Origin of the sequence: Marinilabilia sp. (genome assembly GCF_016278715.1) — a bacterium.
GTDB lineage: Bacteria > Bacteroidota > Bacteroidia > Bacteroidales > Marinilabiliaceae > Marinilabilia.
The window spans coordinates 1-16,630 of sequence record NZ_JADQBH010000228.1 but is presented as its reverse complement, the minus strand read 5'-3'; the positions used below and the strand labels follow the sequence as shown (position 1 = coordinate 16,630).

The 16,630-nt window shown below is 41.8% G+C and carries 12 protein-coding genes; 6 read left to right on the top strand and 6 right to left on the bottom strand.

Annotated features, from left to right (window positions below; all coding sequences use genetic code 11):
* Positions 1-220 precede the first annotated feature (220 nt).
* Both QZZ43_RS13970 and QZZ43_RS13965 read left to right on the top strand, forming a co-directional pair.
* Positions 221-1,666, top strand: coding sequence for a TrkH family potassium uptake protein (locus QZZ43_RS13970; protein WP_291860589.1), 1,446 nt, complete (start codon positions 221-223; stop codon positions 1,664-1,666).
* A gap of 69 nt (positions 1,667-1,735) precedes the next feature.
* Positions 1,736-2,863 (top strand): peptidoglycan bridge formation glycyltransferase FemA/FemB family protein, encoded by a 1,128-nt coding sequence (locus tag QZZ43_RS13965; protein WP_291860586.1) that lies wholly within the window; start codon positions 1,736-1,738, stop codon positions 2,861-2,863.
* Positions 2,864-3,187: 324 nt separating this feature from the next.
* On the opposite strand, the gene QZZ43_RS13960 is transcribed toward QZZ43_RS13965, so the two are convergent.
* Positions 3,188-4,141 (bottom strand): calcium/sodium antiporter, encoded by a 954-nt coding sequence (locus QZZ43_RS13960; protein ID WP_291860583.1) that lies wholly within the window; start codon positions 4,139-4,141, stop codon positions 3,188-3,190.
* Positions 4,142-4,838: 697 nt separating this feature from the next.
* On the opposite strand from QZZ43_RS13960, the gene QZZ43_RS13955 reads away from it, so the two are divergent.
* The 4 genes from QZZ43_RS13955 to QZZ43_RS13940 all read left to right on the top strand — a co-directional run bounded on the left by QZZ43_RS13955 (position 4,839) and on the right by QZZ43_RS13940 (position 9,812).
* On the top strand, positions 4,839-5,627 hold the full coding sequence (locus tag QZZ43_RS13955; protein ID WP_291860580.1) for an ion transporter: 789 nt from the start codon (positions 4,839-4,841) through the stop codon (positions 5,625-5,627).
* Between the two features lie 317 nt (positions 5,628-5,944).
* Positions 5,945-7,234 carry a hypothetical protein gene (locus QZZ43_RS13950; protein WP_291860577.1) on the top strand — a complete coding sequence of 430 codons (1,290 nt, stop codon included), beginning with the start codon at positions 5,945-5,947 and terminating at the stop codon, positions 7,232-7,234.
* Between the two features lie 541 nt (positions 7,235-7,775).
* Positions 7,776-9,065 carry a galactokinase family protein gene (locus QZZ43_RS13945; protein ID WP_291860573.1) on the top strand — a complete coding sequence of 430 codons (1,290 nt, stop codon included), beginning with the start codon at positions 7,776-7,778 and terminating at the stop codon, positions 9,063-9,065.
* Between the two features lie 309 nt (positions 9,066-9,374).
* On the top strand, positions 9,375-9,812 hold the full coding sequence (locus QZZ43_RS13940) for an RpiB/LacA/LacB family sugar-phosphate isomerase (protein WP_291860571.1): 438 nt from the start codon (positions 9,375-9,377) through the stop codon (positions 9,810-9,812).
* A 246-nt stretch (positions 9,813-10,058) separates the two neighbouring features.
* Here the strand turns inward: QZZ43_RS13940 and QZZ43_RS13935 are convergent, their stop codons facing one another.
* The 5 genes from QZZ43_RS13935 to QZZ43_RS13915 all read right to left on the bottom strand — a co-directional run bounded on the left by QZZ43_RS13935 (position 10,059) and on the right by QZZ43_RS13915 (position 15,937).
* Positions 10,059-10,298, bottom strand: coding sequence for a DUF4249 family protein (locus tag QZZ43_RS13935; protein ID WP_291860568.1), 240 nt, complete (start codon positions 10,296-10,298; stop codon positions 10,059-10,061).
* A 6-nt stretch (positions 10,299-10,304) separates the two neighbouring features.
* Entirely contained in the window at positions 10,305-10,892 is a 588-nt protein-coding gene (locus QZZ43_RS13930; RefSeq protein WP_291860565.1) for a DUF4249 family protein, read from the bottom strand.
* 365 nt (positions 10,893-11,257) lie between these two features.
* The gene (locus QZZ43_RS13925; RefSeq protein ID WP_291860563.1) at positions 11,258-13,582 is read right to left on the bottom strand and encodes a TonB-dependent receptor; all 2,325 of its coding nucleotides are present in this window, start codon (positions 13,580-13,582) and stop codon (positions 11,258-11,260) included.
* A 454-nt stretch (positions 13,583-14,036) separates the two neighbouring features.
* A complete protein-coding gene (locus QZZ43_RS13920; RefSeq protein ID WP_291860560.1) occupies positions 14,037-15,041 on the bottom strand; it encodes a S41 family peptidase in 1,005 nt (334 codons plus the stop codon).
* Between the two features lie 8 nt (positions 15,042-15,049).
* On the bottom strand, positions 15,050-15,937 hold the full coding sequence (locus QZZ43_RS13915) for a hypothetical protein (protein WP_291860557.1): 888 nt from the start codon (positions 15,935-15,937) through the stop codon (positions 15,050-15,052).
* Between the last annotated feature and the right edge of the window lie 693 nt (positions 15,938-16,630).

Sequence of the window (16,630 nt, the reverse complement as noted above, 5' to 3'; positions counted from 1 at the left end):
AAAAATAGCCCGGGGCACCACCCCGGGAATAGTAAATTTCCAAAAAAATCCGTTTTGTTGACCGCATCGCGGTCAACAAAACGGATTTAAAGGATGTAATAATCCCGGGGTAAAAGTCAAACCCAGCCTTCAGCCTAATGATTGTTTATTTGAAAACTATATTCGGGATTAGGGTTTAAGGGATAAAGCACTATATTTGCCGCGGCAAAATCAGACAGGCATGAACATTCGATTTGTACTGAACATATTGGGCAGGGTATTGGTAATCCTGGGGCTTTTTATGTGCACCAATTTTATTTGGGTGGCAGTCTATGACGAAGCCACCTTTTGGGGCCATTTTTATGCCTGTCTGATAACTCTGCTGGGGGGTGCCGGACTTTATCTGGCAACATCACTGAATCTAAAACCCAGTCTCGGATTGCGGGAGAGTTATCTGACGGTTACTTTTGCATGGGTTGTGATTTCGGCTTTCAGTACTTTGCCTTTCTTGTTTACACAATCCATTATTTCTTTTGAAGATGCTTTTTTCGAGTCTGTTTCCGGATTGACAACTACGGGAGCTTCAATTTTGAATGACATTGAAGCGTTGCCCCTTAGTGTACTCTACTGGCGCAGTATGACCCACTGGATTGGTGGTATGGGAATAATCGTGTTGGTGGTAGCCATCCTGCCAATGCTGCGGGTAGGAGGGTATAATTTGTTTAAGTCAGAAGCTACCGGTATCTCCTATGAGAAACTGACGCCCCGCACTGCCAGCACCGCCAAGCGGCTTTGGGGTATTTATCTGGGGCTCACATTTATTCAGGTGGTTTTTCTGATGTTTGGTAATATGGATTTTTTTGAATCTTTGTGTCATAGTTTTGGAACCATTGCCACCGGTGGGTTTTCTACCCGGAACGACAGTATTGCCGGATATTCTCCTTACATTCAGTATGTCATCATAGTTTTTATGCTCCTTGCAGGAATCAATTTTACTTTGCATTACTTCTTGATTAAGGGAAAGTTTAAGAAATTGAGGAGGAATGATGAACTGAGAACTTACCTGGGAATTATTCTGGTTGCGGGGATTGTCATCACTGTGGTTTTGATTCGACATCTTGATTTGGGAATTGAAGAAGCTTTCCGGAAAGCGTTCTTTCAGGTGGTTTCCATCATCACATCCACCGGTTTTATTACGGATGATTATTTGCTGTGGCCGACGCGGGGATGGATCATTATTTTCTTGCTGTTTTTTGTAGGAGCCAGCGTGGGAAGTACCGGTGGTGGAATCAAGGTAATTCGGCTGGTCGTGGCTTTTAAAAGCTTTTATGTGAATTTCCTGCGTCTTTTGCATCCCAACTCTGTAATTGTTCTGCGGGTGAACGGAGAAGTGGTGGACGATGAAAAAGTAAGTGCCATAATGGGCTTTATAGTTCTTTATTTTATAACTGCTTTTTTGGGTACCGTGGTGATGATTTTTATGAACGTGGATGCCGTGACGGCTATGGCTTCTGTGCTCTCTTCCATGGGTGCCATCGGACCCGCTTTTGGAGAGGTAGGGCCAACCAGTAATTTTGCTATGATTCCAGATGGTGGCAAATATTTCCTTTCTTTTTTAATGATTCTGGGACGTCTGGAATTAACTACCGTATTTGTTCTTTTTACCCTTGATTTCTGGAAGGACTAATTTGGGGTTCCACTTGATTTTTGTTTCCTTTGTGCCCAAAATCAGGCAGATAGTAAAAGAAAGGAAGCGATGAACGTAGATATTGAGCCAAAGGAAACCAGAGAAATAATTCCAACCAATGTATTGCAACAGACAGCTTTTTGGGCCCGTTTGAAAAATAAGCAGGGATGGGGAACCCGTGCTTTTGATCTTTCATTGGGCAAAAGTGAAGCTTTTTCGGGTACCCGTTTTGGAAAGAATGAGCGAGAAGGAGATGTGCTGATAACATTGCGTGCCATTGGAGGTGGTCGTTACATGGCTTATGTGCCTTTTGGCCCGGAGCAATTGCCCGATGAAGAGCGACGAGGCATTTGGCTCGAAGAAATATCCGAGCAGTTACGCAATTATCTTCCCGATGATTGTCTTTTTATTCGTTACGACCTTTGCTGGGAGTCTCCCTGGGCAAAGGAAGAGGATTACTTTACTGAAGATGGCGTGTGGCTTGGAGCTCCGGATGCTTATGTTCAGGAAATGCGTATGAATTTTGATACGCGCCATTTTAATCTTCGAAAGGCTTCTTCCGATATGCTTCCGGCACATACCGTAATGCTCGATCTTGATAAGAAAGAAGATACTTTGCTGGCTGAAATGAAATCAAAAACCCGTTACAACATTCGCTTATCACAACGAAAAGGGGTGGAAGTGCGACGAGCCGGAATGAATGAACTGGACAAATGGTTCCGTTTATACGACGAAACTTATGCTCGCAATCGATTGGCTTCAAATGATATGCAGTTTTTTGAGCAGGTTTTTAATACCCGTGCCGAGGATACCAGTTCTCCCGGAGAGGTGGATTTGTTGCTGGCCGAAAAAGACGGGGAACCTCTGGCAGGAATGTTTCTGGCACGTTCAGGAGAAAGGGCTACTTATCTGTACGGAGCTTCCAGCGGTCAAAACAGAAATTTGCAGGCCAGTCATGCCCTGCAATGGGGAGCCATTCAGCACAGTAAAGCGGCCGGATGCAAAGAGTATGATATGTTTGGTATATCGCCGACTCCAGACCCGGAACACCCCATGTACGGTTTGTATCGTTTTAAAACCGGCTTTGGCGGGACAAAGTTACATCGTCAGGGATGTTGGGACTATTCCCTGGAGGAAGAAGGATATGAGCAGTACCGTCTGGCTGAAATGAATGCTACCGGATATCATCTTGGCTAAAAGAAATTGAACCATATTTGATACATAAGGCAATAAGAAAGGATGAACCTACTGCCCCTCGTTTGGAAACAAGGGGAGAGGAGTTCCTCCACCATTCAGGAAATCAAGAAAACAAAGCCAACCACATATTAAGATGGAACAGCCACGGCAGGGGTGGCAGTATAGTAAAAAGAGTCTCAATCGCATAAAATCTAATCCCCAACCTCATTCTCAACCTTAGCCTCAGCCTCTAATCTATAGCCTCTTACCTCTACTTTCTAATCTCTAAATTCTATCCATCAGATAGCTAAGAGCTAAGAGCTAAGAGCTACCAGCTACCAACCTCTATTGCAGCGTCAAATAAACCATATACCCCACAAAAAACGCCACGAACAGTCCCGCTTCCCATCGATCAAGTTTTTTTTGGACTCCTGTAAACATGGCTATAAAAAGGGCAACGGTACCTGCCAGTAATATGGTAATATCTGTGTTGAAAACAGTACTGAACGGCATTGGACGAATGGTGGAGCTGATTCCCAGGATAAGAAAAATATTGAAAATGTTGGAGCCAAGAATATTGCCTACGGCGATGTCATTGCTTTTCTTTTTGACGGCCACCAGTGAGGTCACCAGCTCGGGAAGTGAAGTACCGGCAGCCACAATGGTTAACCCGATAATCTTTTCGCTCAGATGAAAAAAGCGGGCGATATTCACTGCCGAATCTACAACCAGACGACCGCCAAGAACCAATCCTCCAAGTCCTGCAACAATCAACATGACTGTCTTAAAAGTCGAACGCGGTGTTTGTTGGGTTTCCGGACTAGAGGTTTCGGTTCTCATGTTTCGATAGATGTAAAACAAAAATAACGCGAAAAGCCCCAGTAGAATAATTCCGTCGATTCGCGAAAGCATCATCGGGGCGGCCCCGTAAAGCTGGTCGTTGGCCAGAAGCAGCAGCGCAACAGCAGCCACCAGCGACATGGGAATTTCTTTCCAGACAGTGCCGGCGCTAACAGCAACAGGGGCAAGTAATCCCGATAATCCCAGAATAAAAAAAAGGTTGAAGTTGTTGCTGCCTATCACATTGCCAAATGCCAGGTCGGCATATCCTCCTGCTGATGCCAGAACATTTACCACCAATTCGGGGGCCGAGGTGCCAAATGCCACGATGGTAAGACCAATGGCCAGTTCCGAAATACGATATTTTCGGGCCAGTGTTGATGCGCCATCCACAAGCCAGTCACCTCCTTTTAGCAGCAGTGCCAATCCAAGTATCAATAATAAAGATGTGATGAGCATATAACAGGTATTTTTGAATTTGTTGTAAGCGTTGGTTGGCAGCTATTAGCTCTTGGCTCGTAGCTCTTAGCTGTTGGGGCTGGAGGTTTCTGATTTACCCGGGAAATACTTCCGCTATAACAATAGCCCGTTAAGCTTTTGTTATAGCCTAAGGCTTAATTGCTTACAAACGCTCGGGTGTCAGTCATAATAGTCAGGTTATCAATATTATAGGATTCCTCTTAAATCATATATCTAAAAATCTAACGATCTATTGCTACTAAAAATCATCCAGAAATAAAGTCATCCACTTAGCTACACGTAACAGCACGGCATTGGTGACAGATATCCTCACTGAATCATTTTAAAAACGTGTCACCATGTGCCCTGTCATTTTCTTTTTTTATCATACAATTTACTATGCTTTCGCATACCTCGGGGGCCTGGAATATATAAATTGACGCAGCAGATTACCGTACTTTCTCTTGGTTTTTTGCCGTTCTTAAGTAACCAGCTTTACGGGCTAAATGTATGTTTTTTTTCAGAACAGGTTAAATCAGAGCCCGATATTTTTTAAGGAGGCTGATTAAAAAGGCCATTTTTTCTCTGAATTCCTCTGTGATGGGTTCCGTGGACTCTGTGTAAGTAAACAAATTTACTTGCTGGCAAAAATATGAAGTGTGGACTTTTTCAATTATTTTAGAGAAAAATTATCCTTATGAGTCTTCGAAGCAGATTAAACATCATTGTTTTTTACTCTAATACTAAGGCTGGAAAAGCTTTCGATGTGTTTCTGCTTTGGGCCATTTTACTGAGTGTTCTCACCGTTTTACTTGAAAGTGTTTCTGCTTTACATGAGCGTTTTGGTGTTTTCTTTGAGGGTATTGAATGGTTTTTCACCTCTCTTTTTACTCTTGAATATCTATTGCGCATCTATATCAGTCCCCGGCCGCGAAAATATATTTTAAGTTTTTGGGGAGTGATTGATTTTCTTGCGGCCATTCCTTCCTGGCTGAGTTTTCTTTTCCCCGCCGCGAAATTGTTGTTTGTTATTCGTTTTTTGCGGTTTATCCGGTTATTCAGGATTCTTAAGCTGGCCCGTTTTACCTCTGAAGCCAGGTCTCTGGCAGATGCTTTAAAATCGAGCCTTTACAAAATCACCATCTTCTTCACAGCTATACTAATTCTGGTTTTGTTTTTGGGCACACTGATGTACGTGATTGAGGGAACTGAAGATGGGTTCGACAGCATCCCCAAAAGCATTTATTGGGCTATAATTACCATTACTACGGTTGGTTATGGCGATTTGGTGCCTCAAACCGACTTGGGAAAATTTATCGCTTCCTTCATCATGCTCATCGGTTATGCCATTATTGCCGTTCCCACGGGTATTGTGACCGCCGAAATATCTCGTCAGAACAACCTCCGGATTAAATGTCGAGATTGTGGAAATGAAAATCTTTCTGATGCAACGTTTTGCAGCCGGTGTGGGGAGAAAATTCATTGAATTTTCTTGTCTGAAAAGCGGATGGGCATTTGTTTTCATGATTTTTTGATTGGCAGAAAAACCCCTCTGTTTTGGAATGTATTATTTTGCATACTATCTTTGCAATCGATTGTCTTAAATTGATTTTAGCCCTTCTCCTTTTTTTTATGGTCAATGCGTGTGGTGTAAAAAGGTATTTTTTTGTCAAAATTGAGGCTTGGAGAGTTTTGTTCCGATTTTAACTTGTTGTTAATGAGGATTCAGTAATTTTTAAGTACGAAGAGGTTGACGCTAATAATGCTTTTTAGACAGGACTCATTGAAAAATAACAAGATATTATGCACTTTGGACACAAGGAATTTGGGTTTCATTTCTATAAGCGAATTTTTTTCTTCTTTGGAATTTTTCTTGCTTTGTTAATACCCCAAAAATCTTACAGTTGCGATGAGCCCTTAGAGGTTAATTCAACCGATATTATTCCCGTATTCTTAGATTTCCCTTTTTTTAATCAGTATATCCGTGAATCATTGCCGGTGATCAATTATGTTCGGGACCGGCAGGTTTCTCAGATTCATGTAAAAATAAGCCGTCAGAGATCGGGGGCAGGAGGGGAGAATTATGTAATATCCTTTTTGGGACGTCAGCGGTTCGAAGGGATGAATAATGAAATTACCTTCTGGGCTCCTGCCTCCAATACAAGCGACGACACACGACGTGGATTGGTTGAGCGCTTAAAACTTGGGCTGGCCCCTTATCTGGCCAATACGCACCTGAACAGTCTGATTTCTATTAATATCAACGACAGTCTCATGTCGATGGAGCGAAAGCCAATGGAAGATCCATGGAATAACTGGGTCTTTGAACTTTATGGGGGTGCCAATTTCTACAAAGAATCATCTCAAAGTAAGTTCAACTCGCGGTGGGGCTTTTACGTCGATAAGGTTTCGAAAGATTGGAAAATCAGGATGCGCCCTTATTTTAATATCAACCAAAGCACCTATAGTTCTGAGGAGGAAGGGGATATTGTCAGTGACAATTATCGACACGGTTTCGAAGGTTATATGATTCGGAGTCTTGGTCAACATTGGTCGGCTGGAGTTTTTCTGGAAATGCTGGCCAGTACTTTTCACAATATGGAATTAAATATTGAACCCACTCCCGGAATTGAGTATAGCCTGTTTCCTTATTCCGAGGCTACCGAAAAAGCCATTACATTTGCCTATACCATGGGAGCAGCTCAGAATTATTACATGGAGGAGACCATTTTTCTCAAAAAACAGGAAACACTGTTTAAACATGCAGTGCGTATTGCAATGGATTTCGATCAGCCCTGGGGCTCTCTGTGGGGCGGGATTAAAGGGTCGCACTACTTTCATGATTTTGATGCCAACAGGTTGGAATTCTACTCCGGGTTTAGCCTGCGTTTGGTCAAAGGCCTTTCGCTTAATTTTCAGAGTGACCTGGATTTAACCAATGACTTGCTCACTATTCCTGCAGGAGATGCGACGCTCGAAGAATTGTTGTTGCAGGAGCGTGCTCAATCAACCAGTTATCAGATTTATACCAACGTGGGGATTTCTTACCGCTTTGGATCTGAGTTTTCTAATGTGGTGAATACCAGATTTTAATTTCTGGTAAATATTTTTTGAGCCAAAATACCTCAAGCTGAAGCAATCTCAATTTTTTCTCGGTTTGCAGTGATATTTTTTTATTACTGATCAATTACCCTTATTTTAATAGAAAAGAGTGCTTGGTTTCACCTTCTCTTAAGTTTCTTTGAGCATAAATGTTTATTGGGAGTAACTATTATGTTAAGATTCAGGGCATTATAGGTTTATGAGAGAACTGGCATGTCCCTGAAAGGGGCAAGTTTGAATAATCCCGTACGCATCTCGCGGCAACTTGTACTAAAGAACCGGGTTCCCGAATGGGGGCCAACTATTAGTCACTAAATGTTTTGCTTGTTGCAAAAAACTTCATTCCCGGTCTCGTGAAGAAATGTTCAGTATATTATAAGTTGTCAATGGTTTTCTACATTTCATTTACAGGGTTACGAATAATTCCTTCAACACAATTATTAAAAAGTAAAAAATACTTTTTAAATTAGCAGCGCTATAAACTAAATGAAGAAAAAATTTCTGGATAGTTAACCACCAAATAACTCAAACTATGGCAAAAGTTGAATCCCTTGAAAGAGCAATGAATGATGGCGACAATGATGCGTTTAAAAGGCTTTACGGGAATGACGGATCGGAACTGAAGCGTCAGGTAGGCCGCTATATGGGACTGATGAATGAATTTAAATCTATTTTCAGAACGGAGGATGTGGAACTCTTTTCATCTCCCGGTCGCACCGAAATAGGTGGTAATCATACCGACCATAACTACGGAAGGGTTCTGGCAGGGGCTGTTAATCTTGATAACATAGCCGTGGCTGCCAAAAACGGGAGTAATGTTGTTCGCATCAAATCGGTGGGGTATCCTGAGTTTCAGGTTGATCTATCAGATTTGGAACCTGATGAGAAGGAACATTATACTTCGAAGGCCCTGGTAAGGGGAATTGTGGCCAAAATGAAAGCCAATGGATATGAAGCTGGAGGATTCGACGCCTGCATCGAAGGACGTGTGCCTAAAGGGTCGGGACTCAGTTCTTCTGCTTCGTTTGAGGTTTTGATTGGGGCGATTGTCAGTCACCTGTTCAATGATGGCAGAATGGATGCGGTGGAGAATGCAATTATCGGACAGTGGGCTGAAAACAATTTCTTTGGAAAGCCATGCGGACTCATGGATCAAACGGCTTGTTCAGTGGGAGGATTGATTTCCATTGACTTTAAGGATCCTTCAAACCCGATTGTGAAACCTATTGATTTCGATTTTGTTTCCACCGGATATTCCCTGGTCATTACCGATGTGGGGGGAGGCCATGATGACCCTGCTTCACAAGCTGAGTATGCTTCTCTTCCAACCGAAATGAAGTCGGTGGCTAAGGAGCTGGGAGCAGAGGTGCTTCGTGAAGTTACGTTGGAGCAAATTGTGGATAAGATTCCTGAAATTCGCGAGAAAACCGGCGACAGAGCTATTTTAAGAGCCATTCATTTTCAGGGTGATAATCAGCGCGTGGCCGATCAGGTGAAAGCTCTTGAAAACGCTGATTTCCGGGCTTTCCTGAAAATGGTGGTAGAATCGGGCCAAAGTTCTTTTATGTACAATCAGAATATTTACGATATTACCCATAAAGAGGAGCAGGTGGTTTCGGTCGGACTGGCACTTAGCGAAATGGTGCTGAAAGGGCACGGTGCATGGAGAGTTCATGGTGGCGGATTTGGTGGAACCATTCAGGCTTTTGTGCCTCAGTATAAACTGGAAGAGTATGTGAAAACCCTCGAACATGTTTATGGAAAGGGAAAGTGTCACATCATGTTTGTCCGACCCGAAGGAGCTATAAAGGTGACTCTGTAAGCGTATCTGTCTGAAGGAAGAGGATATTTTACGCAAAAAGGTGAAAAAAATCATGTTTCCTTTATTGGCATAGAAATAAAATATACTTTTGCGCGAAGCAGGAAAAAGAGAGCGGCTTAAAGGAGGGCATCAATGTTTGCCACACTTGATAATTGCCGGGTTGCGACAGAGTTCCTTTTATCTGCCAACCTCTCCCATATAAAAGTGAAATTGCGAGGGTTTGGCTCGAAGCAATCTCTAATAACAAAAACGCAACTTAAAACGAACTTACTCTAATAAAATATTAACCCTCTATTGATATTCGCTGAGATGGATAAAAAAGTTATAGGAATTGCTTCGGATCATGCCGGATATGACATGAAAGAAATGGCCAAAAAGTACCTTGAGGAAAAAGGATATACTGTGAAGGACTTTGGTGCACCCTCTGCAGAAAGTGCTGATTATGCAGATTTTGCTCATCCACTGGGGAATGCCATCTCGGATGGCGACTTGAAACGGGGAGTTGCCTTTTGTGGAAGCGGAAATGGAATCAACATTACTTTGAACAAACACAAAGGTGTTCGGTCAGCTTACAGTTGGAATCCTGAAATAGCCCGCCTTGGAAGAGCGCACAACGATGCCAATATTTGTGCAATGCCCGCCCGATTTCTGGAGGTAGAACAGGTAAAAGAGATCATCGATGCATTTCTGAGTACAGACTTTGAAGGAGGTCGTCATCAGAGACGAATTGAGAAGATCGACCTTTAACAGCCTTATTTATTTTGCAATTGATTGCATTTTTTGTAATGTGAATGTCTCTTTACAAGGGTTTGTGAATCAGGCAGGTAAAAAAAGCGGTTCGAATGATGCGAACCGCTTTTTTTTGACCGTTCTCTTTAAAAAAGGTCGTTTGATGCAGATATTTAAAATTTACTGGTGTCCGGTTAAAGAAAAGAGATTGTTTCACTTTGTTCGCAAGACCGGCATTTTAGTGATACCTCTGGGCTAATTAAATTATTGAGTTTCTGATGGCACCGTCACAGTTTCCTGAACGATGGCTGATACCTGAAAGATACCCAGGGCATCGTTGCTGATGTTTCCGGTGATGGGAACGCCAGGAGGTGGAGAAAAGGGATTGGAACTGACGCGGTTTTTCTCCGCTGCCTGAACAAAGTCGTAATATTCTGTACTTACCGACAGCACATAGACATCAATGGTATCGTTGGGATTGGCTTTAATATTTCCAAAGATCATGGCATCTTAGAGCCACAGGTTGTTACTCAACTGGTCGGTGTAATGCGACCATACCTGCACTGAATCATAAGCCACATCATTGATGGTATATTTAAACAGGAATCTCTCGTCTTCGATTTCATTGTCCTTTACCCAACCGGTTATCTCATAAATGTCATCTTCTTCATCCTCCCAGCGGTCGTGCTGAACCTTCAGTGAGTGCATGTTTACTGGTGGATGCATGGTTGATTGCGCGGTATAACTTTCTCCATCTAATTCAATATTCAGATAATAGGTGGTATCTACCCCGGGTTTGAACGCCTCAGGCGCCATATACCGGCCGTTTGCGGTGTGTTCAAACACAAAAGTCTGGTTGTCATCAGAAACTGTTACCGTTGCATTATCAATGGTTTTAACCTCTGTTCCATCCATGTAAGGGGCTGTGCGGGTCAGTTCAATGGTCCTATAATCGGGATGATTGCCCACCACACCATACACCACAGGTAATTCTTCATTCAGTGTTTCAATTCCCGGGTCGAAAGCAACACGCTCGCAGGCGACCATAGTCATAATGCCCACTATGGAAAGGATTATTATTTTGACGTTAGGTATCATAGTTGTTTGTATTTATTCTTTAGTTTTCACTTTTTCCTGGGGATAAAACTGAATAGGTATTTTCCTTTATTCTTAGGAATCATCACTCCTCCGGGTTAAGCAATTTCTCATTTCTGTAGTTGGGAAAATCTTATATGCCTGATATGGTTCATTTTTTTTTTATTCTCTTATGTCTTTATAGTCCGTTTAACTTTTGCAAAAAACTCTGAATCAGTTGTTTGTTTTTAAAAGTTGTATTGTCCTAAAGTGCATATTTACAATGCCATACGATTTATTTTAATTCTTATATCAAAAAATCTAACAGTCTTTAGTATGTCTCTAATGTGAAAAGAAAACCTCCAGTTACAGTCCATCAGAATTTACCATCAGAATTTAAAATTATAAGTCACCGAAGGTACAATGCGGAACATCACCATTTTGTAGGCATTGATTTTATTGGGTGTGTCAGGATCTTCCTCAAACTGCACTGAGTAAGCATTGGCCCTGTTGTATGCGTTGTATGCTCCAATGTGCCATTCACCTTGCCATTTGCGATCGGGTTTATCTTTCCCTTTGATGGTTACCGAAATATCAAGTCTGTGATAATCGGGCAGTCGTGCACTGTTTTTGTCGCCATAGATGGGCAGACTGGAATCGGCGTGTCTGAATCGCATAGTGGGATAAGTTATGGGTGCACCTGTCCTGTAGGTCCAGGCTGATGAAACGCCAACTCTTTTTGATATCTGGTAATTCAGGATGATGTTCAGGTTGTGGGGAATGTCGTAATTGGCCCGGTATTCTTTTCCGTCATTGATGTCAGGAAACCGTCGAAAGGCTCTGGACCAGGTATAACCTATCCAACCAGTGAGGTCCCCTTCATTTTTGCGCAATAGAAATTCGGCTCCATAAGCGTTTCCCCTGCCAAAGCGGATGTCTTTTTCCAACTGGTTGTTGAGCATTAGGTTGGCATTCGGAGCAAAATCAATCTGGTTTTCCATCCATTTGTAAAAGGTTTCCACGGAAGCCTCGTAAGTGTTGTTCCTGAAATTTTGGAACCATCCAACAGATATCTGGTCGCAGATTTGCGGTTGTACATATTCCGATGCCGGAAACCAAATGTCCAGGGGGGTGCCGCTGGTGGAGTTGGAGGCCAGCTGAATGTATTGATAGGTTCGGCTGTAGGATGCTTTGAGTGAAGTTTCTTCGTTGAGCAGATAGCGGGCACTTAGTCTCGGTTCCCATCCCGTGTGGGTGTTAAAGATTTTGTTATGCCCGTAATTAACCGTGTCGGTAACCTGAAAATTGTCATCGATGCGATATGCAGTGGCTTTTCCCATATTCTGGAATGCGGAAAACCGAAGGCCTGCATTTATTTTCAGTTTATCTCCGATATTTTGTTCCCCCAGCAGATAAATTCCATATTCCAGGGCTTTATTGTCTGGCACTTTGTAATCGCTTTCCCGGTTGGAAACTTCAAAACGTCCGGGTTGAATAAAATGGCGAATGGCCTGACCACCAAATCGTACGGTGGTAGCGGGAGTTAACAGCCAGCTGAAATCGTATTTGGCACTTAGATTTTCAAGGTATGAGGTCCAGTCAAAGGAGGGGCTGCCTGAATTTACTTCCACCTGATAGTTGTATTTGCTGTAAAGCAGGGTTAGGTTGGAAAACAGTTGGTCTGAAAACAGGTGGTTCCACCGGGCGGTGAAGGTGGCATTTCCCCAGTTCATGCCCATTTCGTCGGCATACCCATATTTGTCTTTTCCGAAGTATCCGCTCAGGAAAATGCGGTTGTTGCTGTTAATTTCATAATTCAGTTTGGCATTAAGGTCATAGAAAAACAGTTTGTTGTTGTTGATGGCAGAGTCAGGCGACAATTTAAGGAAAATATCCGCATAGGTTCGTCGCCCTGAAATAATAAATGAGCCTTTGTCCTTTTTTATAGGGGCTTCGAGAGTTAAACGACTCGAGATGATGCCAACGCCTCCCTCGGCACTGAACTCCTTTTTGTTGCCGTCGCGCATTTTTACGTCCAGCAGCGAGGAGAGTCGCCCGCCTGCCGAGGCAGGAATGTCTCCTTTGTAGAGGGTTACATCTTTAACGGCATCAGAGTTAAAAACCGAGAAGAATCCCATGAGGTGACTCGGGTTGTAAACGGTCGCTTCGTCCAGAAGAATCAGGTTCTGGTCCATGCCACCACCCCGCACGCTAAAACCACTGCTTCCCTCCACTGGTGTCTGTATTCCGGGCATCATCTGGATGGATTTCATCAGGTCCGATTCCCCGAAAATGACCGGAAGGTTCTTCAGTGTTTTGGCATCCATCTGGATCATACTCATTTGCGTGCTTTTGATGTTGTGGTCGCGTGCACGTCCTTTGATCTCTACTGCTCCCAGTTCTATTGTGGTAGGTTTCAGGTCCACATTGAGTTTAATGTTGCTCTGGACATCAAGTGATTCCTGATGGGGTGCATAACCGACAAAACCATATTCAAGGTTGTACCGGCCGGAAGGGATGGTGAGCGAATAAAATCCATAATCGTTGGAAATAGTTCCTGCCTGTAGTTCCTTCACGTAGATGGTGGCTCCGATAAGTGTTTCGCCGGTATTCTGGTCTTTCACATATCCGCTGATGGTAATGTTTTCTTGTGCCGGGGTTAGGGAGATGCAAAAGAAGAGGAGAAAAAGAGTCGAAATAAGATATGCCTTCATAAAATGGTATTAGTTGCTTGTGGGGTTGTTTTCTCGCATACAAAAGTAGATATAATCTTTAGTCGTGTGCAATAGAATAGGATGAGTAACCTAATGAACCCGGTGAATTGCGAACACTTCAATAATTGTGTACATTGTTTTTTTTCCGAAATTCAGATGCTAACCATTCGTTTTTTTTAAGTGGGGTGTTACTTCTTTATGATGAATGGCCAATGAAGACCAACTTTTGTTGTCAACTACTAACCTTTTTATCATACAATACTATAAACATTAGTCAATATTGTCATTTTTATAGGCTATGGTTAAAGTTGTGTTTTTTTCTTAGAGATTGCTTCGGGCATGGCCCTCGCAATGAACTATCCTCCATATAAAAGTGAAAGAGTGTCATTGCGATCCAGATGAGGCACGAGATCGGGAGAAAGAATCTCTAAAAATACATACGCGACTACAAACTCTAGTCTTTTAATATTGTGTCAATCGCCTTGTCCAATATTTCATCTCTGCTCAAATCAGACCAGTCGAAATTCACCTGGATGTCAGGAGCTACGCCTCCTTCCGCATAGTTGTTTCCGTCAACATCAATGAGTTGAGAGACACTAAAACGATATGTCCAACTATTTGGCAATTGTCCTCCGTTTGGTAAACCTCCACCTCCGCCGGTAGTATCACCTACCAAGGTTATTGAAGGAAAACTTTTGCAGGCAAACGCAAAAAATGTACATGCACTGTAACAGCTTCTGTCAATCAAAACCATTATTGGTTTGTGGTATCTTACGCCATCGTAAACCCCAATATAAAAAGGTTCCCGGGGACCAAAATCATTATGGCCCGGTCCGTTTCGTGTAATATTATACCCAACTAAGGTTTTTTCATTTGAGAAACGCTCCAGTATCTTTGCAATATTAGCAGGGTTTCCACCTCCGTTGGTTCGCAAATCGATGATTAAGCCTTCTGTATCCTTGTAGAAGGAGAGTATGTAATTCAGTGACTCTTTGTCAACATCCTCCGAAAAACTGTCATATTTGATGTACCCAATCTTCTCGTTCTTGATAAAAGCGTGGTTAAATGCCCCTGTTACGCGAAAGTCTTTTATATAATTATCGCGAATAGTGCGGGCATTATAATTATCAGGCCCGGTAAGAAAAACCTCATAAGAAGAAATATTGAAAGGAGATACAAGATTCACGTGGTCGTCACGCAACTCCTTAAGCATGGTTGCCAGAACGGCAAAGAGTGAATCTTCAGACATTGTGGGATACAACATTGATTTATACTTTTCTCCAATTGCATCCCAATCGACTCCTTTATATTCATGGTAGCTATATTTTTCATCTACTTCGGTCCATAAATATTCAAAATTGATGAATGGATCGTTGGTCGCCCGGTCTGCTTCAAAAAATATTTTTTCGCAAGAAACCAATGTCAATACTAAAAAAAGAAGTGAAATATTATGTTTCATAATCAGGCTTATTTGTTTTTGTTGATAATCAGGGTGTATTGAATCCGGTGAGTGGCCATCTGGAAAGTTTGATGTTTCCCGGGTGCATTTGTCATATCCCAGATATAAGCGATTTTAAAACCGTTACCAGTGGGAGCAAACTTGGAATATTCGATTTTTGTTCCAAATCGGTATCCGTTTAACGACCAATCATAATGTTCCTTAAGAGCGAATAATTCGTTGGTATAATTATCATCTATTTCGTCAAAATAAACATAGTTATACGAAGGGCGGTGGTTGAAATTGAGCAACCCGATATCGGTTTGAAAAGACAATTTCTGTTTTGAAGGGTTTTGTTTTATTTTTAGGAACCATAAATGAATAGTTTTTTCTTCTTTTTGGCTGATGTCGATATCTGCTTTTGCCGATACCATAAGATTCAAAAAGGTTTCAACGCCAAAAGCCGAATTTAGTAGGCTTTCATTTATTCTTATGTTTTGGGTAGCTAATACTGTTCCACCGGCTTTAAACTGTATTTTTTCCGATGAAATCCTGGGTAAATCCCTATAATATTTTAAATATCCGTCCATGCTGATAAATGCACTAAACGCTCTTTCCTGGAGGTAGTCGCTTTTAGCAATGCAGGCCTGTGTTGAGGAAAACAACGGACTAAACCCCCAGTTTATTTCACTTTTTTGATTGATGGTTTGTTTCTCATAAGATAGTGAAAACCCAGAACCACGATAAAATAGAGGAGAGGTTGCAAAATCACGAAAAGTTGTATTGGTCCAACCCAGAGATAGTAATAAGTTCTTTTGATTCAATTGATTTTCTTGGGTTTTGGTTTGGCCTAATGTGCTAAATTGTGGCGCCATAAGAAAAAAAATCATCAGGACATTACAGGATACTTTTTTCATTAGTATAATATTTGACATTTTAAGGTTCTTGATGTTTCGGAAAAATTTGCCTGCAAAGATTATTCATGTTCTTGTTGAGGAAGGCTTTGCGATGCTTATTTCATTCGTATAAAATTTACTTATTATGGCCGGATGGAACTCGCGATTCTTTTATACATGTCCTTTTGTGGCTGTTTTGAGGAATCAAAGCTCCATGCTCGTTTCATTCGAAAATTTTTTAGTTGTTAATTTCACAAGTGACATGCCTATTGGACTATTATTACATTATTGTAATTCCCAATGCACGTTTGATTCCTTTATCTTAATTTCTGTGCAAGTTTAATTCGGCATAAACCTTCTGTGAAGAAAATCATGCTAAATAATGAAACATGAGGCTTGAATGTTGAAAAAACGAAGTTGAAAGAGAGGTTAATGAATGTTCCATCGGATTTGGAAAACAGAATTAATTTTTCCCCATTTGTTTCCGGTGAAAAAATTGAGATTGCTTTGCTGGCGATGACGACACTCTATCGATTTTCATGTAAACATTACATCTATAAATATTTGACCTACTCAGGGGCGTGTTCTTTTTGAGAGAAACAGAGCCTGAAGTGCTCTAATGTTTATAGCTTTTGCAAAAAATAAAATACCGACGCTAAAGGTGTCGTATGCTTTAGTGATTGTTAGAAATTTCTTTTGTAAATGAAATTTTTT